We start from the raw sequence: 18,673 nt of genomic DNA, 5'->3' as shown, positions 1-18,673 counted from the left end.
CCAGACTATCCTCCTTGAAACCAGGTTACGGTAAGGTGCGCCAACATCACTTCAGCGATCGGTATACAACGGTCAAGCCAGCCTCAGTACTCCAATAGCTCGGCCGCGAAATTCATCCTAACATGTGTTTGGATTGTGGATGTAAAGCTATTACAATATGATCGAGATTGGTTCATCGTCTCAGCCGGAACCAATGCACGGGTTTTCCGTCTGAACGATGGGATCAATCGCTGATCGCACGACGGGGGGCTGGCCTGATGGAGCAGTATAGATTGTGAGCGACGCCTCGATCGTAGCCCTGATCAAGGACATGACGGCCAAACTGTCAGCAGTCGCCGACGAGTTCAGCATGCGCGCCGATCAGGTTCATACCGATCATCCCGCAACTCCTTTGAACGGTGCCACCGCCGCGCCGGTCCGGGAACCGATCACGGTCTGTCGGCGATTGCTGGAGGAACGCCGCCTCCGCCGTCGGCATCTGCCGGCCGACCTGTTCCACGAACCGGCCTGGGATATGTTGCTGGCGCTGTATGTCGCCGATCACGAACGCCGGATCATGAACGTAAAGACGCTGGTCGGCAGCGCGGATGCGCCGGTCACCACGTCGCAGCGCTGGATCGATCATCTCGCCAAGCTGGGGCTGATCGACCGGGTCACCGATCCGATCGACCGGCGGCGGATCGAAGTGTCGCTGAGCGATAGCGGACGCAAGGCGATCGAGGGCTATCTCGCGGCCATCGCCTGACGACCGCGCGGCCGCTTCACGCAGCCTCGCTTATTGGTGCGACCGACCGAAATCGGGGGCGGGATCGTCCTGCCCCTGTTCGATGATCGACCGGCGGATCGCGCGGGTGCGGGTGAACAGGTCGAACAGCGCATCGCCGTCACCCCAGCGGATTGCGCGTTGCAGCATCGTCACGTCCTCGGTCAGGCGCTGCAAGATCTCCAGCACCGCTTCCCGGTTGTTGAGGAACACGTCGCGCCACATCGTCGGATCGGATGCGGCGATGCGCGTGAAGTCGCGGAAACCGCCGGCGGAATATTTGATGACCTCCCCCTGCGTCACCTCTTCCAGATCGGAGGCGGTGCCGACGATCGAATAGGCGATCAGGTGCGGCACATGGCTGGTGACGGCGAGCACCAGATCGTGGTGGCGCGGCGTCATGATCTCCACGTTCGCCCCGAGGGCCTCCCAGAACGACCGGAGGCGAACGACGGCGGCTTCCGGCGTGGCGTCCTCCGGCGTCAGGATGCACCAACGGCCGCGGAACAGCGTCGCGAATCCCGATTCGGGGCCGCTATGCTCGGTGCCGGCAACGGGATGACCGGGAACGATCGTCGCGTCGGGCAAAACCGCGCGGAGAGCGGCGATCACGCTTTCCTTCGACCCGCCGACATCGCTGACGATCGCGTCGCCGGGCAGGTCGGCGGCGAACTCCGCCGCGACCGCGCCCATCGCACCGACCGGCACGCATAGCACCACGAGATCAGCGTCGATCACTGCCGCGCCGGCGCTGTCCGCGACATCGTCGCACAGGTCGATCCGCACTGCGGTCGCGCGCACATCCGGGTCGGCATCGTACCCGGTGACGCGCACGGTCGGCATCGTCGAGCGGACGCCGCGCGCGATCGAGGAGCCGATCAGGCCAAGCCCGACGATCGTGACGCGCGCGAACGGCAGCATCAGCCCGCCTTCTGGACCTCGGCGGCGAGCACGTCCGCCACCGCGCGCAGCTCGTGTTTGGTGCCGATCGTGATGCGCAGGCCGTGCGGGAGGCCCTGTCCGGGCAGCCAGCGCGTCGCGTAGCCGGCCGCCATCAGCGCGTGATAGGCGACCTCCGCGGTCAACGCGCCTTCGAACAGCACCAGCACGAAGTTCGCCTTGCTGGGCACCACGCGCAGGCCGATCGCCGTCATGGCGTCGGTGAACCAGTCGCGCCATTCGCGATTATGCTCGCGACTGCGGGTGACGAAGCCGTCGTCGCCGAGCGCCGCGATTGCCGCCCGCTGCGCGCCGATGCCGAACGCGAACGGCGCGCGGATGCGGTGCATGGCGTCGATGATCTCCGTGGAGGCATAGCCCCAGCCGATCCGCTCCGACGCGAGGCCGAAGATCTTGGAGAAGGTGCGCGTGACCAGCACGTTGGGTTGCGTGCGCGCCAGTTCGAGCCCGCCGTCGTCGTCCTCGGCTTCCAGATACTCGGTATAGGCCTGGTCGAGCACCAGCAGCACGTGGCGGGGGAGGCCGGCGTGCAGGCGCGCGATCTCGCCGCCGTCGGTGTAGGTGCCGGTGGGGTTGTTGGGGTTGGCGACGAAGACGACGCGCGTGCGCTCCGTCACCGCCGCGAGGATCGCGTCAACATCGGTCGCGTAGTCGCGGTCGGGCGCGATCACCGGCATGGCGCCGACGCGCCGCGTCGCGATCTCGTACACCGCGAAACCGTAGCGGACGTGGATGATCTCGTCGCCCGGTCCGGCGAAGGTGCCGGCGGCGAGGTGCAGCACCTCGTCCGATCCGGTGCCGTAGATCAGCCTGTCCGCCTCGACCCCGTAATGCGCTGCCAATTTGGCGCGAAGTTCGATTGCGGCGGCATCGGGATAGCGTTCGAGCTCGCTTGCCGCGCTGCGATAGGCGTCACGGGCGGCCTCGGGCGTGCCGAACGGGTTTTCGTTCGACGACAGCTTCACGACCTTGCGCCCGTCCTCGCTGGTGGCGCGACCGGGGACGTAGGGGGCGATGCCCAGAATCCACGGCTTGGGGGCAGGGGCGGCGGTGCTGCTGTCGGTCATCGCTTGCGCATAGCGAGCGTGGTCTTGCCCCGCCAGCCTGTGCGGACTAACCGGCGCAGCGTGGACGACCGCTACGGCCTTGCGCGCCGCGTGACGCTGCCGGGGCCGCTGCGGCTGGACGGCGGCGGGACGTTGGGCCCGATCGACATCGCGTACGAGACGTATGGCGAGCTGGCGGCGGACGGCGGCAACGCGATCCTGATCTGCCACGCGCTGACCGGCGACCAGCACGTCGCCTCCGCCCACCCCCGCACCGGCAAGCCCGGATGGTGGACGCGGCTGGTCGGGCCGGGCAAGCCGATCGATCCGGCGCGGCATTTCGTGATCTGTTCCAACGTGCTGGGCAGTTGCATGGGATCGACCGGGCCGGCGTCGATCGACCCGTCGACCGGGCAGCCCTGGGGCATGCGGTTCCCGGTCATCACGATCCGCGACATGGTGCGGGCGCAGGCGCTGTTGCTCGATCATCTGGGCGTCGGACGACTGATGGCGGTGGTCGGCGGATCGATGGGCGGGATGCAGGCGCTGTCTTGGCCGGCGACGTTCCCGGAGCGAGTCGCGGCGGCGGTGGTGATCGCCTCCACGGCACGCCATTCGGCGCAGAACATCGCGTTCCACGAAGTCGGGCGGCAGGCGATCATGGCCGACCCGAACTGGCAGGGCGGCGAGTATCATCGGGGCGATCCGCCGTCTGCCGGGCTGGCCGTGGCGCGGATGGCGGCGCACATCACCTATCTGTCGGAAGCGGGGCTGACCGAGAAGTTCGGGCGCAAATTGCAGGCGCGCGCCAACCAGCCGGAGGGGGCGAAGGGTTTCGGTTTCGACGCGGACTTTCAGGTCGAGAGCTATCTGCGGCATCAGGGGTTGAGCTTCGTCGACCGGTTCGACGCCAATTCCTACCTCTACATCACCCGGGCGCTGGATTATTTCGATCTGGCGGAGGAGCATGGCGGCTTGCTGGCGAATGCGTTCCGCGCGACGGCGGCGCGGTTCTGCCTCGTCAGCTTCGATACCGACTGGCTGTATCCGACCGCCGACTCGCGCACCATCGTCCACGCGCTCAACGCCGCCGGTCGCGCGGTCAGCTTCGTGGAGCTGTCGAGCCCCTACGGCCATGACGCGTTCCTGCTCGACAGCCCCGAACTGAACCGCGTGGTCGACGGATTCCTGCGGGGTGGACGGTGAGTCTCAGGCCCGATCTGGCGATCATCGCGCAGCATGTGGCGCGGGGAGCAAGGGTGCTGGACGTCGGCTGTGGCGACGGGGCGCTGATGGCGAGCCTGCGCGACGAGCGGGGGGCGGACGTGCGTGGGCTGGAGATCGATCCGACCAACGTCGCCGCCGCGGTCGCGCGGGGGTTGGCGGCGGTGCAGGGGGATGCGGATGTTGACCTGGAAGGTTACCCCGACGCCAGTTTCGATTATGCGATCCTGAGCCAGACGTTGCAGACGACGCGCAACCCGCATCTGGTGCTGGACGAGTTGTTGCGGATCGGACGACGCGCGATCGTCAGCTTTCCGAACTTCGCGCACTGGCGCGTGCGGCTGTCGTTGCTGTGGGGCGGGCGGATGCCGGTGACGTCGCTGCTGCCGGAAGAGTGGTACGACACGCCCAACATCCACCACGTGACGATCGACGACTTCCGGGCGTTCCTGAACAAGCGCGGCGTGGCGGTGGAGGAGGCGTGGTTCCTGGCGCGGGGTACGCGACGGGCGGCGGCGGGAGCCAACCTGCTGGCGGAACACGCGGTATTCCTGTTGCACCGCGAGGAACTATGATCCAGATCAAGCGTTTGCCCACTCCGAACCTGCTGGACATGGTATGAGCAAGACCGCGCTGATCGTCGAAGACGAAATTTTCGTCGCCCTGGATCTGGAACGCATCCTGACGGATGCCGGCTACCGGGTCTGCGCGATCGCAGCGGATCGGCAGGAAGCGCTGGACGCCGCCTCCGAGTGCGCCTTCGCGTTCGTCGACGTCAATCTTCGGGATGGGCCGACCGGGCCCGAGATCGCGCGCCGGATCGCTGCCGACTACGGCGTGAAAGTGGTGTTCGTGACCGCCAATCCGGCGCAGATCGGTGCCAGCGACTCTGCATTGGGATTCGTGCGGAAGCCGTTCAGCGAGTCCGCCATCTTAGCAGCCGCCGCGATGGCCGCCGGCGACACGATGGTTGCCAACGATCAGGTGCAGCCGCTCGCCGCGGCGGGATAATCGTACGAAGCGGCGTGGGTCGCGCGGATGATGCGCCGCTAGGATCAGAGTTGGATCGGAGCCCATCCTGGCCACAGCCGGGGTGGGCTTTTGATATGGAAGCCTGATAGCTCGGGATGGAGCGGCCCGCTCGTTTCCCTGCTGACGGAGGTTGGCGTGGGATTCTCTACAAGTGACCTGCTTGCGGAAAAGCCCTATTCCAGTCCGTCCCCCTAAAGGGGAGGGGGCAGATAAAATCTAGCGGTCAGTGCCGCGCGCGGTGATCCTGATGCGGCATCTTGTCGCGGCTGAGGGCGGCGGCGGGGATTTCGACCGTAACGACGAGACCCTCGGGACGCCAGTCCCTGGCGACCGTTCCACCAAGCTGCCGTACCGCGCTGAGTTCGATCAACTGACTGCCGAAGCCGGAATGGACACCCGGATCGACGACGACGGGACCGCCCCGCTCGCGCCACGTCATCATGACCAGATCGTCGCGGTTCTCGACCTCGACGACGACGTGGCCGCCCTCGATCGACAGGGCACCGTACTTGGTCGCATTGGTTGCGAGTTCGTGGAACAGCAGCGCCAACGGAGTCGCCGAGCGGTCGTCGATCGACACCATTTCGCCGGACACCGCGATCCGCTCCTCGTTCGCGCCGCTATAGGGGCTGAACAGGTCCTGGAGCAGGCCGTGCAAACTGTCCTGACGCGATGCCGGGCGTGACTGGGCGCTGTGTGGGCGGACGAAGTCGTGCGCGCGGCCGAGCGCGGTGATGCGTTGGCGCAGATCCGTCGCGGCGGGCGCGAATTCCGGACGCGCGCGCGCAGCGAACCCGACGAGACCGGCGATCACCGCGAAGATGTTCTTGATGCGGTGCGACAGTTCCTGGCTGATGATCTCCCGCTCATCCAGCGCCATCTTCTGTTCGTGGATGTCGGTGCAGGTGCCGAACCAGCGGACGATGACATGGTCGCCGTCGCGGATCGGCAAGGCCCGCCCGAGAACCCAGCGATAGGTGCCGTCGAAATGTTTCAGCCGGTATTCGATGTCATAGGGATCGCCCGTTTCGAGGCTGTGGCGCCACACCGACCAGGCGCGATCCTGATCGTCGGGATGAAAGATGTCGTTCCACGCCTCGCCATCGGTCGACCCCTGCGGCACGCCGGTGAATTCATACCAGCGCGCGTTGTAGTAATCGTGGAAGCCGTCGGGCAGCGTCGACCAGACCATCTGCGGCATCGTGTCGGCCAGAGTCCGGAACCGCTGCTCGCTATCCTCCAGCGCCTGACGCGACAGCGCCTCCGCCTCGCCCTGCTCGCGCGAGGTGCGGCGATCGTCCAGCCGTGCCATCGCCGCTTTCGCCAGCAGCGCCAGCCCTTCGCGCTGAAGAGGGGTCAGGCCGAGCGGACGGGCAACGGTGTCGATGACGCAAACGGTACCGAGAACGACGCCCTCGCCAGAGAGCATCGGCGCGCCGGCATAGAAGCGGACATAGGGATCGCCGGTGACCAGCGGGTTGCCTGCAAAGCGCGGGTCCCGCGTCGCGTCGACGACTTCGAAGATGTCGGGCCCGCCGAGCGCGTGTGCGCAGAACGAAATGTCGCTGGGCGTACGGTCCTGATCGATGCCCGTGCGCGCCAGGAACTGCTGAAACTCCGCCTCGACCAACGTCACCAGCGCGACCGGCGTGTCGCAAAGCCGCGCGGCGAAGCCGACAATGTCGTCCAGCGCACCCGCCTCGCGCAAATCGCCGGTGTCGTAGGACGCGAGAACGCGCGTCCTACGATCGTCGCAAAGGATGGATTTGTCGAAGCTCATGCCGATCAGAACGGCACGTCGTCATCGAGATCGTCCGCGAAGCCACCGCCCTGACCGAAGCTGCCGCCGCGTGCGCCGCCGCCACCACCGGACGCGCCTCCGGCTCCGCCACCGCTCGCGCCGCCCGATCGACCGCCACCATAGCCACCGCCCGAGGACGAACCACCGCCGCCCCAATCATCGTCACCGCCGCCGCTACGGCCGCCACCGGCACCGCCGCCTGCCCCGCCGCCTGCACCGCCACCGGCGCCGTCGAGCATCGTCAGGACGCTGTTGAACCCTTGCAGCGTGATCTCGGTCGAATAGCGGTCCTGACCTTGTTGGTCCTGCCACTTCCGCGTGGTCAGTGCGCCCTCGATATAGACCTTGGATCCCTTGCGGAGGTATTTTTCCGCCACGTTCGCAAGACCTTCGTTGAAGACCTTGACCGTGTGCCACTCGGTCTTCTCCTTGCGCTCGCCGGAATTGCGGTCCTTCCACGATTCCGATGTCGCGATGCGCAACTCGACGACCTTGCCACCGTTCTGGAACGAGCGGCTTTCGGGGTCGCGCCCCAGGTTGCCGACCAGAATGACCTTGTTGACGCTGCCCGCCATCTTCTTCCCTCGTCAGAGGCCGACGGCAACCGCCAGCCAGTATGTCGCGCCGGCCATGACATAGGCGGCGACGAAAAGGTAGCCGACCATGAAGGCGGGCCACTTCCATCCATTCGTCTCCCGCCGGGTCACGGCGATCGTCGAGATGCACTGCGGCGCGAACACGAACCACATCAGGAACGCCAGCGCGGTCGGAAGGCTCCAGCGGCCGCGGAGCCGGTCGGATATCGCACGCGTACCCGATTCGCCCTCCGCATCGTCGATCGCGTAGACGGTGCCGATCGCGGACACCGCGACCTCGCGCGCGGCCATCGCCGGCAGCAGCGCCAAGGCGATGTCGCGGTTGAAGCCGATCGGGGCGACGACCGTCTCGATGCCGTTGCCGATGCGGCCGGCAATCGAATAATCGACCGGGCTGATATTGCTGCCCGGTGGCGGTTTGGGGAAGCTGAGCAGCAGCCACAGCACCACCGTCGTCGCGGCGATGATCGTGCCGGCGCGCTTCAGGAAGATCATCGCGCGCGTCCACAGGCCGATGCCGATATCCTGCCAGCGCGGCCACTGGTATTTGGGCATCTCCATCATGAAGCCCGACGATGCGCCCTTGGTGACGGTGCGGCGGAGCAGCAGCGCGGCGACGTAGGCACCGGCGACCCCCATCACGAGCAGGCCGAACATGACGAGCCCCTGGAGGCGCACGAACGGCAACACCTGGATGTTGGGGATCATCGCGCCGATGATGAGCGTGTAGACCGGCCAGCGCGCGCTGCACGTCATCAGCGGGGCGATGAGAATCGTGGTCAGCCGGTCCTTCTCGTCCTCGATCGTGCGTGTCGCCATGATGCCGGGGACGGCGCAGGCGAAGCTCGACAGCAGCGGGATGAACGCACGGCCGGACAGGCCGACGGTCGCCATCAACCGGTCCATCAGGAACGCGGCGCGGACCATGTAGCCCGACGCCTCCAGCACCAGAATGAAGAGGAACAGGATCAGGATCTGCGGCAGGAACACGATGACCGCACCTACGCCGGCGATCAGGCCGTCGGTCACCAGCGATCGCCAGAAGCCGTCGGGTGCCGTCTCGCGGACCCAACCCTCCAGCCCGCCGAACGCCACGTCGATCATGTCGGCGGGGGTGGCCGCCCAGCTGAACACCGCCTGGAACATGACGAACAGGATCGCGACGAGCAGCAGCGGGCCGACGACCGGATGCAGCGCGACCGCGTCGAGCCAGTGCGCCCAGCGGCGTGCGGGTGTTTCCGACACCGTTGCCGCCGCCGCGATCGTGCGGGCGCGGCGTTGCAGGACGACGATGTTCTCCTCGACCCGGTCCACGGCCGGCACCGGATGGCCGCCGAGCAGTGGCGACAGCTTCGCGCGCAGTTCGTCCAGCCCGCGACGGCGCACTGCGACGGTGGAGACGACGGGGACGCCGAGTTCGCGCTCCAGCACGGCCGGATCGAGGACGAGGCCGTCGCGCTCCGCCAGATCGATCATGTTCAGCGCGACGATAACGGGGACGCCGAGCGCAATCAGCTGCAACGTGAAGCGCAAGTGATTGTCGAGATTGGCGGCATCGACCACCACCACCAGCGCGTCCGGCAGGCGTTCGAAGCCGCCGCGCCCGGTCACGACATCGCGCGTGACGCGCTCGTCGGGGGAGGAGGGATCGAGGCTGTATGCGCCAGGCAGGTCGACCAGTTCGATCGGGCGACCATCGTCCAGCACCATGCGGCCCGAATGCCGTTCCACCGTGACGCCGGGATAATTGCCGACCTTTTGCCGGGCACCCGTCAGGGCGTTGAACAGCGCGCTCTTGCCGGCATTGGGATTACCGACCAGCGCCACCAGGGGCGCGGCATGCACCGGGCGATGTTCGATGGCTGGTCAGCCGGCGAGCGGCGCGACGTGGATGCTGGCGGCGACGGCGCGGCGCAGCGCCACCGTCATCCGGCCGATCCGGCACGCGATCGGTCCGCCGCCGATCGACGCGCGGTGCAGCACCTCGACCCCGACACCCTCGTCGAAGCCCAGTTCTCGCAACCGGCGCGCCTCGGGATCGGCGAGGCGCGTCCAGTCGATCGCGGCGATCAACGCCCGGCGATGACGGGGAAGGGTATCGAGGCGGTCGGGAACCATGACTCGCCACATAGAAGGCCTGCGATTGATTATCAATAACCTCGTCGGCGAGGCGGGACCGGCCGCAAGGGAATCGCGGCCGGTCCCGTGGGTCATCCGAGGGTGACGACGGCATGCGTCCTGCGCCGGCGCAGCGCACCACCCGCGGCACCGATTCCGACGATCATCATCGCCCAGCTGGCCGGTTCCGGCACCGCCGCCACGTCGCCGAGCCGGATGTTGTCGAACTGCACGAACCCGCTCGACCCGGCGCGCGGCGTGAAGCTGAACGACAGCAGCGGCGACAGGTCGAAGGTCAGGACATTCGGCGTCAGGCGCTGCCCGGCGAAATTGTCGAGGACATAGGTCTGCGCGCGACTGGAGCCGTCGGCAAAGGCGAAGGTGAAATCGACATCCATCGTCACCGGCCCGAAGCCGCTGAAGTTGCCGTAATTGTTGGCCATCGTCAGTTCGTCGAGCACGAACGCCGCGCCATCGACGCGGGCGACGGTGACGACCGCGCCGCCGAGCTGGTTGGTCAGCGCCGCGCCGGTGCGGTCGAGGCTGGTGAGCGTCGTACCGGTCGTCACGAAGCAGGCACCGTTGTTCGCGGGGCAGCGATCGGCGGAGACGCGGAAGCCATCCTCCACCCACGGGCCATAGACATAGCCGGTGCGGCCGTTGCGACCGCGGGCGGCATCGAAGTCGAGAACGGCGGCGGCGGCGGCGGGAGCGGCGCTGCCGGCCAGCAGCGCGATGGCCGCGATGCGCTTCATCATCAGACGTTATCCTTTGAATCGGAACGATAAATCGGTCCGGTCGCGCTAGACGGCCAAGATGACAGCGCCGTTACATTGCGGCATGCCCATCGCGGAAAACGACAGCGCCCCTGCCGCGATCAGACGGCGGGGTAGCGCAACCGGCCGATGAAGCGGGACAGGCTGGGGCGGTGCTCGGTACGCTTCAGGAAGCCGGCCTTGGCCTTTTCGAAGCGCATGATGCCGTCGATGCGGCGATCGAGGAAAGCCCGCGTGTCGGCATGGCCCTCACTCTCGTCGTTGAGGAAGACGGTCACGGTGGCACCGTAGACGCCGAGCAGGATCGTGCGCTTCGTATAGTGATTGTAATCGGTGGCGGTGTCGCCGGCGAGACGCCAGATCGCATCGACGCTGCGCCAGCCCAGCTTCGCGGCGCGGGCGACGTTCTGCGGCATGGCGAGGATCGTCAGCGCGCGGCGCAAGGCCTCCCGGTCCGGGGCGAGGATCGTCAGCCGCGCCTCGACCAGCGCGGCGATGCGGGCGCGGATCTTCATCGTCGCGAGCGCTTCGGGTGGCAGCATCTCCGCCATCCGCCGGTCGATGGTCGCGAACCACGCGTCGATCATCTCCACTGCGCTGACGCCGCGGTCGCCGGCGAACGCCAGCGTCGCGATGTCCGGATCGACGCCGTTGCCTTCGGCCGCCATCGCCAGCGCCGCTTCGCTCCACCCGTCGAACGCGGCATTGGCGGCGATCGCGGGCGCCAGTTCGAGGCGCAGCTCGTCCAGCGTCGGATCGGCCGGTGCGGCGTGCGGCTCAAGCGTGGTGGGATCGGCGATCATGCTATGCTCCTCGGCTCCTGCACATGAGGGCTGACCGGCTCCGGTGCAACCACGGGCCGGCGGCGGACCAGCACGAGCGCGGCGGCAACCATCGCGATGCCGATCCAGTCGACGGCACCGAGCCGCTCGCCATAGATCAGCCAGCCGATCGTCGCGGCGACCACCGGCTGGATCAGCAAGGTGATGCCGACCATCAACGGCGACGCCTTGCCGAGTGCGAAGATCATGCATCCCTGGCCCAACACCTGACTGACGAGCGCGAGCCCCAGCAGCGGACCCCACGCGGTCGGCATCACCGTCTCCCCCAACGCGACGGCGAAGATCAGCAGCGGCACGATGCTGGCGATCGTCGACAGGGCCAGCGCCGGCATCGGCGGCACATGCTCCCGCACGCCCGCCATGATGATGAAGTAGACGGCGTAGAGCAGGCCCGCGGTCAGGCAGAGCGCGTCGCCGACCAGATTGGCGGGATCAAGATCGTAGGACCGGCCGAGCAGCAGCAGCGCCCCCGCCCCGGCCAGCGCGAGCGCGAACCCCTGCGTCCGGCTGGGCCATGTGCGCACGACGATGAAGCCGTAGATCGGGAAGATGAAGGTGGCGCAATTGCCCAGCAGCGTCGCGTTCGCGAGCGTGGTGCGCATGATGCCGAGGTGCCAGCTGCCGAGATCGCCGGCGAACGCCACGCCCGCGAGGATCAGGATCGTCCACCGCTTCGGAGTCATCATCGGGGCGGCGTCGGTCAGCTGGCCCCGTCCCGCCACTGCGAGGACGACGAGCAACGGCGCCGCCAGCGTGATCCGCCAGAAGCCGGCCGCGACCGGACCGGTATCGGCCATCCGCACGAAGAGCGGGCCGAAGGCGAGCGCGACGTTGCCCACGATCAGGGCGAGGAACGCAAGCGCGGAGCCGGTGCGGGGAGCGGGCGTGATGCCTCTCGCCTCCGATTCCGCCATAGTATCGGCCTGCAGGGGATCGATGCTTTGCAGGGGACCAGTTTTTCTTGGGCGGTCCGATGCGGGCATGAGGCGCTGTAGCGTCCTATCTGTTGACGCAACAGCCTTTGAAACAGGAGTTTCCATGCCCGAACTATTCGACCCGATCGATCTGGGTGCGATCCACGCCGCGAACCGTGTGCTGATGGCGCCCCTGACCCGCGGTCGGGCGGATCGCGATGCCGTACCGACGCCGATCATGGCGCAATATTACACGCAGCGGGCGAGCGCGGGCCTCATCATCTCCGAAGCGACCGGAATCAGCCGCGAGGGGCTGGGCTGGCCCTTCGCACCCGGTTTGTGGTCGGACGAGCAGGCGGCGGCCTGGAAGCCGATCACCGACTCGGTCCACGCGGCAGGCGGCAAGATCGTCGCGCAATTGTGGCACATGGGCCGGCAGGTGCACTCGTCGGTGACGGGTAGCCAACCGGTGTCGTCGTCGGCGACCAAGTCGGACGGCACGGTCCATACCTATGACGGGAAGCAGGCGTTCGAGACGGCGCGGCCTCTCGATGTGTCCGAGTTCCCGCGGCTGCTCGACGATTACGAACGGGCGACGCGAAACGCGATCGCGGCCGGATTCGACGGCGTGCAGATCCATGCGGCGAACGGCTATCTGATTGACGAATTCCTGCGCGACAACGCGAACTTCCGCGACGACCGCTATGGCGGCAGCCCGGAGAACCGGGTGCGCCTGTTGCGCGAGGTTACCGAGCGCGTGGCGTCGATCGCGGGTGCGGACCGGACGGCGGTGCGCCTGTCGCCCAACGGCAATTCGCAGGGCGTCGACGACAGCAACCCGGCGTCGGTGTTCGGTCCGGCGGCAAAGGCGCTGTCGGAGGTCGGCATCGCGTTTCTCGAACTGCGCGAGCTCGGCCCCGACGGTACCTATGGCGCGACCGATGCGCCGAAGCAGTCGCCGCTGATCCGTCAGATGTTCGACGGGCCGCTGGTCCTGAACTCCGACTTCACCAGTCGGGCGCAGGCGCAGGCGGTGCTGGATTCGGGCGCGGCGGACGCGATCGCGTTCGGGCGGACGTTCCTCGCCAATCCGGACCTGCCGGTGCGGCTGCGTCACGATGCTCCGCTCAACCCGATCGATCCCAAGACGCTGTATAGCCAGGGGCCGGAGGGGTATATCGACTATCCCGCGCTGGTAACCGAGGCGGCGTAGCGCCTGTCGCCGTTTCGACCCGGAGCTTTGGTGGCTTCGGGTCGAGCGCAGCCTCAACCTCTCCCGGCGGAGGCCGGATCCAGTTTCGACGAGCTTGGTGAGATTCACTGCCCGTGCGGCAACTGGACCCCGGCCTTCGCCGGGGTGGATGGTTGAAAGCGCCGTGGCGCTCCTGCGACCGCTCACTTCAACCCCCGCGGGCGACGATCCCGTCGAGCCACCGGGTGATGCCGTCGCGGGCCGGTTTGCGCACACCCTTGTTGAACAGCGCGAACGGGATGGCGAGCAGCCACGGCGTCGCCACCGCGGCGGCGATGAACGCGAACAGGGCGAACAGCGCCACGATCTTCACCCGGCCGATCGTCGCGGCACTGACGCTGTCGAGCCGGATCGTGCGTGGTCCTTTCGCGTCGTAGAAGGTGCGCGTGGTGATCTCGCCGCCGCCGTCGAAGCGCATCTGGCGGGGGAATAGTTTAGGCGCGGGTACCGGGTCGACCGGTGCGGCGCGGGTGTCGATCACTTCGAGCCGGCGACCCCGCTCGACGACGCGGTAGCGGGGTGGGGGTGGTTCGCTCATCGTCCTGCGCGAGTGGCGCGCCACGTGGCGGCGGACTGGCCCCAGGCATCGACGCGGAACGCTTCGAGCGGCGGCGGCAGGCTGACCGGGCCGCCATTGGTCGCGCCCAGTCGTTGTGCGAGCCGGATCGAGGCGTGATTGTCCGGATCGATCGTGTGGATCACGTGCGTCCAGCCGAGCACGTCCACAGCATAGTCGATCGCGGCCACCGCGGCTTCATAGGCATAACCTTTGCCCGCAAAGGCGGGCGCGACGCCCCAGCCGACCTCCGTTCCGGGCCAGCCGTCGGGCTGGTGTGGGCCGATGCGTCCGACCCATGCGCCGGTCGCGCGTTCGACGACGGTGAACATGGAGAAGCCGCGGATGGTCCACGCGCCCGCCATGCCGCACAGCGAGCGCCATGCGACGCTGCGCGCCTGCACGCCACCGAGGAAGCGCATCGTGTCGGGATCGGCGTGGAAGGCGACCCACGGCTCCAAATCCTCTGCCGCCAGCGGCCTGAGCATCAGGCGCGGGGTGAAGAGGATCGGGCCGCCGGTCATCCCGCGTCAGCCGCCGAAGCGCTCGCGCACGTCGAGCAGGGCGAGCGCCGCCTTTGCCGCCTCGCCGCCCTTGTCCTTTTCGTCGGGGCGGGCACGGGTCAGCGCCTGCGCCTCGTTCTCGACCGTCAGGATACCATTGCCGATGGCGAGTCCGTCCATCGTCAGCGCCATGATGCCGCGCGCGCTTTCGCCCGCGACGATCTCGAAATGATAGGTCTCGCCGCGGATGACGACACCGATCGCGACGAAGCCGTCATAGCGGTCCGTCTCCGCCGCCAGCGCGATGGCGGCGGGAATCTCCAGCGCGCCGGGTACCGACACCGTTTCGTGCGTGTGGCCGGCTGCCTCGATCGCGGCGCGTGCGCCGGCGACCAGCAGGTCGTTGAGATGGTCGTAGAAGCGCGCCTCGACGATCAGGATATGGGCCAAGCTATCAGTCCTCGATGCGCCGCTCGCCGACGATCGACAGGCCGTAACCGTCGAGCCCGACAAGGGTGTGGTGGGTGTTCGTGAGCAGGATCATGTCATGCACGCCGAGTTCCGCCAGGATCATTGCGCCGACGCCGTAGTCGCGCAGTTCCTCCATCGGCACCTCGACCTGCTCGCCCGCCTGTCGCCGGACGGCGGTGGTGAAGGCATCGGCGCGCTGGCGGTTGATGAGGACGATGACGCCCGATCCGGCTTCGGCGATCATCTCCATCGATCGCTGGAGCAGGCCGCCGCGTGCCGACTCCTCGCCGAAGATGTCGCCGTAAGGGGACAAAGCGTGCATCCGCACCAGCACCGGCTGCGACGGGTCGATCCGCCCCTTGACCAGCGCCACCTGCTCGGTGCCCGTCGCGGTGTTGCGATAGGCGCGGGTGGTCCATTCGCCACCCCAGCGGCTGGTGAACTTCGCCTCCGCCTTTTTCTCGACGAGATGGTCGTAGCGGCGGCGATAGGCGATCAGGTCGCGGATCGTGCCGATCTTCAGGCCGTGCAATTGCGCGAACGACACCAGGTCGTCCATCCGCGCCATCGTCCCGTCCTCGTTCATGATCTCGCAGATCACGCCGGAGGGATTGAGCCCGGCGAGACGCGAGACGTCGACGGCCGCTTCGGTATGGCCGGCGCGTACCAGCACGCCGCCGTCGCGCGCGACCAGTGGGAAGACGTGGCCGGGCGTCACGATGTCGGCCGCGCCCTTCGTGCCGTCGATCGCCACGGCAATCGTGCGCGCGCGGTCGGCGGCGGAGATGCCCGTCGTCACGCCCTCGCGGGCCTCGATCGAGACGGTGAAGGCGGTCTCGTGACGGGTGCCGTTGTTGCGGCTCATCAGGTCGAGGCCGAGTTCGTCGACGCGGCGCTTGGCCATCGCGAGGCAGATCAGACCGCGGCCGTGGCGGGCCATGAAGTTGATCTTTTCGGGCGTCGCCATCTGCGCGGGGATGACGAGGTCGCCCTCGTTCTCGCGATCCTCGTCATCGACGAGGATGAACATGCGGCCGTTGCGCGCCTCGTCGATGATCTCCTCGGGCGAGGACAGGAAGGCGTGGCGGAGGCGCGCCAGCTCCGGATTAGCGGCCACGATAATGCTCCATCCGTTGCAGGTAGCGCGCCAGCACGTCGATCTCGATGTTGACGGTGTCGGCCACGGTCAGGGCGCCGAGCGTCGTCGCGGCCTGCGTATGCGGAATGACGTTGACGCCGAACTCGGTCGCGTCCGCCGCGTCGGTGACGGCGTTGACGGTCAGCGACACGCCGTCGACCGTGATCGAGCCTTTGGTGGCGAGGAAGGGTGCGAGGGCGGGCGGAACCGAGAACAGGATGCGCTTGGAATCGCCGTCGGGTTCGACCGAGACGATATGCGCGACACCGTCGACGTGACCGGTGACGATGTGGCCGCCGAGTTCGTCGCCCAGCTTCATCGCGCGTTCCAGGTTCAGCGTGCGACCTTCGCGCCACTGATCGGCGGTGCGGGCGATCGTTTCCCCGGACACGTCGACCGCGAACCAGCCGGGACCCTTGTCGACCACCGTCAGGCAGACGCCCGAACAGGCGATCGACGCGCCCAGATCGACGGTGCCGGTGTCGTAGGCGGTCGCGATCCGCACGCGCGCGTCGCCGCGATGCTCCACGGCCTCGATCGTGCCGATGTCGGTGATGATGCCGGTGAACATGGACCCTCGTCTATCTGGCGCGCTCGTAGACTTCCAACCGGTCGCTGCCAAGCGCACGCGCATCGTAGAGCCGCCAGCGGCCATGCGCGTCGCCCAGATCGGACAGGCCGACATCGGTGACGGCCGGGCGACCGCCGCCGATCAGGATCGGCGCGCGGTAGAGCAGCAGCCGGTCGACAAGGTCATGGCGCAGGAAGGCGGCGGCGGTGGCGGCACCACCCTCCACGAACAGATGGTCGCCGGGAAGGTCGCCGATGGCGTCAGGAGCAGCGATGACGCTGTCGCCGGTCGTGGCCGCGGACAGGATGAACCGGCGCGGCGAGCGGTCCTCCAGTCCCCGCAGGCGGACGTCGAGCTTCGGCGCGTCGGCATCCTGCGTGCCGCGGCCGACCAGGATCGTTTCGTGCCGGCTGCGTTCGAGGTGGACGTGCGCGCGGGCTTCGGGGCCGGTGATCCAGCGGCTTTGCCCCGATGCGGTCGCGATCATGCCGTCGAGCGAGGTCGCGAGCTTCAGCGTGACGAACGGGCGGTCGAGCGTGTGCCGGGTCAGGAAGCCGGCCATCGTCCGGCGGGCACCGGCCGCGCCGGTTCCGACATCGACGATGATGCCTGCGCTGCGCAGGCGGGCAAAGCCGGCCCCGGCAGTGCGGGGGTCGGGGTCCTCGATCGCACCGACCACGCGCATGACGCCGGCCGCGACGAGCAGGTCGCTGCACGCGGGGCCACGCGGCGACACATGCGCGCAGGGTTCGAGCGTGACGTAGCAAGTCGCGCCGCGCGACTCTGTGCCGGCCTGCGCCAGTGCCGCAGCTTCGGCGTGGGGGCGTCCTCCTGCCGCGGTCCAGCCGCGGCCGATGACACGACCGGCTTTGACGATGACGCAGCCGACATTGGGGTTGGGGGCAGTGCGCCCCCGCGTCCGCTCCGCCAGCGTCAGCGCCGCCGCCATCCAGCGCGCGTCGGCGTGGGTCAGATGCCCCAGCCCTTCAGCTTGTCGTCCAGGCGCTTGAACGACGCGCGCTTCTCCGCCTCCGCATCGGCCTGCGCCTTCAGGGCGGCGGCCTTGATCGGCGCGTCGATCTTTTGCTGGGCGACGATCTCCGCATCGGTGCGGTTCTCCGGCCATTGTTCGACATAGACGATGTCGCGCTTGTACGTCGGGTCGACGCGGCTGTCGTGCGCGAAGGCGTAGATGAAGAAGCCGGTGATGAGCATCGACGCGACGAGGAACGCGAGATCGATCCGCGTGCGCGTGGCGAGGAAGGCACGGAGATCGCGGATCGCGCTCACCGGCGACATGCGGGAAAAGAACTGCATCTGGAGAAAATAGGCCCGTTGGCGCGCAGTTGCCAGTGGTGTCGTTCCTCTCGTGCTCTCGCAGCGGCGGGAGCACGAGAGGGGCGGGTCAGTCCTCCATCCGGAACGTCACGGTCATCACCCGCCACGCCGCCTCGGCGACGCCGTCGCGGGTGCCGGCGCGGAAGCGCCAGCGCGACAGGGCGCGTTGTTCGGTGACGCGGAAGAACGCGTCGCTGCTCGCACTGACCCGCTCGACCTGTTTGACGCGACCATCCGCGCCGACGAGCACGCGCACCGTGACCTTGCCCTCGTTGCCGAGACGGCGTTCGGACGGGGGATAGTCGGGCTGGAAATCGCCGGCGTAGCGCGAATCGACGGCAGGCCCGACGATCAGTGGCGGAGGCAGCGGCTTGGGTTCCGGGACCGCCTCCGTCGCGGTGCCCGTGCCGGGCTGGGCGTTGTAGGGGAGCGGCGGCAGGGGATCGACGGTGCCGGTCAGGGGCGAGTCGATCGGCGTCTCGACGATCGGTTTCGGCGCATCCAGTGGCGGCGCCGGGCGAGGTTCCGCGCTGACCCGTGGATCGGCCGGCTTGGGCTCGGGGGGTGGGGGCGGGTCGATCGGTCTGAAGATCGTGACGAGCGGTGGATCGGCGGTCGGGCGTCCCGTCACGATCGGCGCGGCAACCATGAGTGCCGCGATGACCGCCGCGTTGATCCCGATCGCCGCCGCAAGGCCGCCGGGGTTGAACCGGGCACGCGCAGGCCCGCCATAACGATCCGCATACATCAGCAACGCTCCTTCACCAGAGTG

General features: G+C 67.9%; 22 protein-coding genes. 5 read left to right on the top strand and 17 right to left on the bottom strand.

What is annotated here, in order from left to right; all coding sequences use genetic code 11:
- Nucleotides 1-274 precede the first annotated feature (274 nt).
- Nucleotides 275-745: a hypothetical protein gene (locus ILT43_RS11050; RefSeq protein ID WP_204199024.1), complete on the top strand. Its 471-nt coding sequence runs from the start codon at nt 275-277 to the stop codon at nt 743-745.
- 30 nt (nt 746-775) lie between these two features.
- On the opposite strand, the gene ILT43_RS11045 is transcribed toward ILT43_RS11050, so the two are convergent.
- Together ILT43_RS11045 and hisC are read right to left on the bottom strand one after the other, a co-directional pair.
- The gene (locus ILT43_RS11045) at nt 776-1,684 is read right to left on the bottom strand and encodes a prephenate/arogenate dehydrogenase family protein (RefSeq protein WP_211534461.1); all 909 of its coding nucleotides are present in this window, start codon (nt 1,682-1,684) and stop codon (nt 776-778) included.
- Complete coding sequence (gene hisC, locus ILT43_RS11040) at nt 1,684-2,790, bottom strand: histidinol-phosphate transaminase (protein WP_204199023.1); 1,107 nt, start codon at nt 2,788-2,790, stop codon at nt 1,684-1,686. Before hisC ends, ILT43_RS11045 begins: the two co-directional genes overlap by 1 nt.
- A gap of 60 nt (nt 2,791-2,850) precedes the next feature.
- On the opposite strand from hisC, the gene metX reads away from it, so the two are divergent.
- From metX to ILT43_RS11025, 3 genes are read left to right on the top strand one after another with little or no spacing between them, the layout of a single operon-like run.
- Nucleotides 2,851-3,975, top strand: a complete 1,125-nt coding sequence (gene metX / locus ILT43_RS11035; RefSeq protein WP_204199022.1) for a homoserine O-acetyltransferase MetX — start codon at nt 2,851-2,853, stop codon at nt 3,973-3,975.
- A complete protein-coding gene (gene metW, locus ILT43_RS11030; protein ID WP_204199021.1) occupies nt 3,972-4,568 on the top strand; it encodes a methionine biosynthesis protein MetW in 597 nt (198 codons plus the stop codon). Before metX ends, metW begins: the two co-directional genes overlap by 4 nt.
- Before the next feature lie 43 nt (nt 4,569-4,611).
- Nucleotides 4,612-5,004, top strand: a complete 393-nt coding sequence (locus tag ILT43_RS11025) for a response regulator (protein WP_204199020.1) — start codon at nt 4,612-4,614, stop codon at nt 5,002-5,004.
- A gap of 244 nt (nt 5,005-5,248) precedes the next feature.
- On the opposite strand, the gene ILT43_RS11020 is transcribed toward ILT43_RS11025, so the two are convergent.
- From ILT43_RS11020 to ILT43_RS10990, 7 genes are all read right to left on the bottom strand, one after another.
- On the bottom strand, nt 5,249-6,805 hold the full coding sequence (locus ILT43_RS11020) for a sensor histidine kinase (RefSeq protein WP_204199019.1): 1,557 nt from the start codon (nt 6,803-6,805) through the stop codon (nt 5,249-5,251).
- 5 nt (nt 6,806-6,810) lie between these two features.
- Nucleotides 6,811-7,401, bottom strand: a complete 591-nt coding sequence (gene ssb / locus ILT43_RS11015; protein WP_204199018.1) for a single-stranded DNA-binding protein — start codon at nt 7,399-7,401, stop codon at nt 6,811-6,813.
- A 12-nt stretch (nt 7,402-7,413) separates the two neighbouring features.
- On the bottom strand, nt 7,414-9,267 hold the full coding sequence (feoB, locus tag ILT43_RS11010) for a FeoB small GTPase domain-containing protein (RefSeq protein ID WP_204199017.1): 1,854 nt from the start codon (nt 9,265-9,267) through the stop codon (nt 7,414-7,416).
- 21 nt (nt 9,268-9,288) lie between these two features.
- The gene (locus ILT43_RS11005; protein WP_204199016.1) at nt 9,289-9,540 is read right to left on the bottom strand and encodes a FeoA family protein; all 252 of its coding nucleotides are present in this window, start codon (nt 9,538-9,540) and stop codon (nt 9,289-9,291) included.
- Between the two features lie 92 nt (nt 9,541-9,632).
- Nucleotides 9,633-10,298, bottom strand: a complete 666-nt coding sequence (locus ILT43_RS11000) for a PEPxxWA-CTERM sorting domain-containing protein (RefSeq protein ID WP_204199015.1) — start codon at nt 10,296-10,298, stop codon at nt 9,633-9,635.
- 119 nt (nt 10,299-10,417) lie between these two features.
- On the bottom strand, nt 10,418-11,119 hold the full coding sequence (locus ILT43_RS10995; protein ID WP_204199014.1) for a COQ9 family protein: 702 nt from the start codon (nt 11,117-11,119) through the stop codon (nt 10,418-10,420).
- Nucleotides 11,116-12,072 (bottom strand): DMT family transporter, encoded by a 957-nt coding sequence (locus ILT43_RS10990; protein ID WP_204199013.1) that lies wholly within the window; start codon nt 12,070-12,072, stop codon nt 11,116-11,118. Before ILT43_RS10990 ends, ILT43_RS10995 begins: the two co-directional genes overlap by 4 nt.
- 124 nt (nt 12,073-12,196) lie before the next feature.
- Here ILT43_RS10990 and ILT43_RS10985 point away from each other — a divergent pair, with 124 nt between their 5' ends.
- Nucleotides 12,197-13,285, top strand: a complete 1,089-nt coding sequence (locus ILT43_RS10985; protein WP_204199012.1) for an alkene reductase — start codon at nt 12,197-12,199, stop codon at nt 13,283-13,285.
- Between the two features lie 187 nt (nt 13,286-13,472).
- On the opposite strand, the gene ILT43_RS10980 is transcribed toward ILT43_RS10985, so the two are convergent.
- The 8 genes from ILT43_RS10980 to ILT43_RS10945 all read right to left on the bottom strand — a co-directional run bounded on the left by ILT43_RS10980 (nt 13,473) and on the right by ILT43_RS10945 (nt 18,649).
- Nucleotides 13,473-13,862 carry a hypothetical protein gene (locus ILT43_RS10980; protein ID WP_204199011.1) on the bottom strand — a complete coding sequence of 130 codons (390 nt, stop codon included), beginning with the start codon at nt 13,860-13,862 and terminating at the stop codon, nt 13,473-13,475.
- Nucleotides 13,859-14,404, bottom strand: a complete 546-nt coding sequence (locus ILT43_RS10975; protein WP_204199010.1) for a GNAT family N-acetyltransferase — start codon at nt 14,402-14,404, stop codon at nt 13,859-13,861. The genes ILT43_RS10980 and ILT43_RS10975 overlap by 4 nt, the downstream gene beginning before the upstream one ends.
- Nucleotides 14,405-14,410: 6 nt before the next feature.
- Entirely contained in the window at nt 14,411-14,833 is a 423-nt protein-coding gene (ribH, locus tag ILT43_RS10970; protein WP_204199009.1) for a 6,7-dimethyl-8-ribityllumazine synthase, read from the bottom strand.
- 4 nt (nt 14,834-14,837) lie between these two features.
- Nucleotides 14,838-15,971 (bottom strand): 3,4-dihydroxy-2-butanone-4-phosphate synthase, encoded by a 1,134-nt coding sequence (gene ribB, locus ILT43_RS10965; RefSeq protein ID WP_204199008.1) that lies wholly within the window; start codon nt 15,969-15,971, stop codon nt 14,838-14,840.
- Nucleotides 15,961-16,563 (bottom strand): riboflavin synthase, encoded by a 603-nt coding sequence (locus ILT43_RS10960; protein WP_204199007.1) that lies wholly within the window; start codon nt 16,561-16,563, stop codon nt 15,961-15,963. The genes ribB and ILT43_RS10960 overlap by 11 nt, the downstream gene beginning before the upstream one ends.
- 10 nt (nt 16,564-16,573) lie before the next feature.
- Nucleotides 16,574-17,512 carry a bifunctional diaminohydroxyphosphoribosylaminopyrimidine deaminase/5-amino-6-(5-phosphoribosylamino)uracil reductase RibD gene (gene ribD, locus ILT43_RS10955; protein ID WP_204199006.1) on the bottom strand — a complete coding sequence of 313 codons (939 nt, stop codon included), beginning with the start codon at nt 17,510-17,512 and terminating at the stop codon, nt 16,574-16,576.
- 20 nt (nt 17,513-17,532) lie between these two features.
- Nucleotides 17,533-17,880: a hypothetical protein gene (locus tag ILT43_RS10950; protein ID WP_204199005.1), complete on the bottom strand. Its 348-nt coding sequence runs from the start codon at nt 17,878-17,880 to the stop codon at nt 17,533-17,535.
- A gap of 88 nt (nt 17,881-17,968) precedes the next feature.
- On the bottom strand, nt 17,969-18,649 hold the full coding sequence (locus ILT43_RS10945) for an energy transducer TonB (protein ID WP_204199004.1): 681 nt from the start codon (nt 18,647-18,649) through the stop codon (nt 17,969-17,971).
- Between the last annotated feature and the right edge of the window lie 24 nt (nt 18,650-18,673).

Source organism: Sphingomonas longa (assembly GCF_016892685.1).
Taxonomy (GTDB): domain Bacteria; phylum Pseudomonadota; class Alphaproteobacteria; order Sphingomonadales; family Sphingomonadaceae; genus Sphingomonas; species Sphingomonas longa.
The sequence above is the reverse complement of the archived record's forward strand: the minus strand, read 5'-3'. Positions and strand labels throughout refer to the sequence as shown.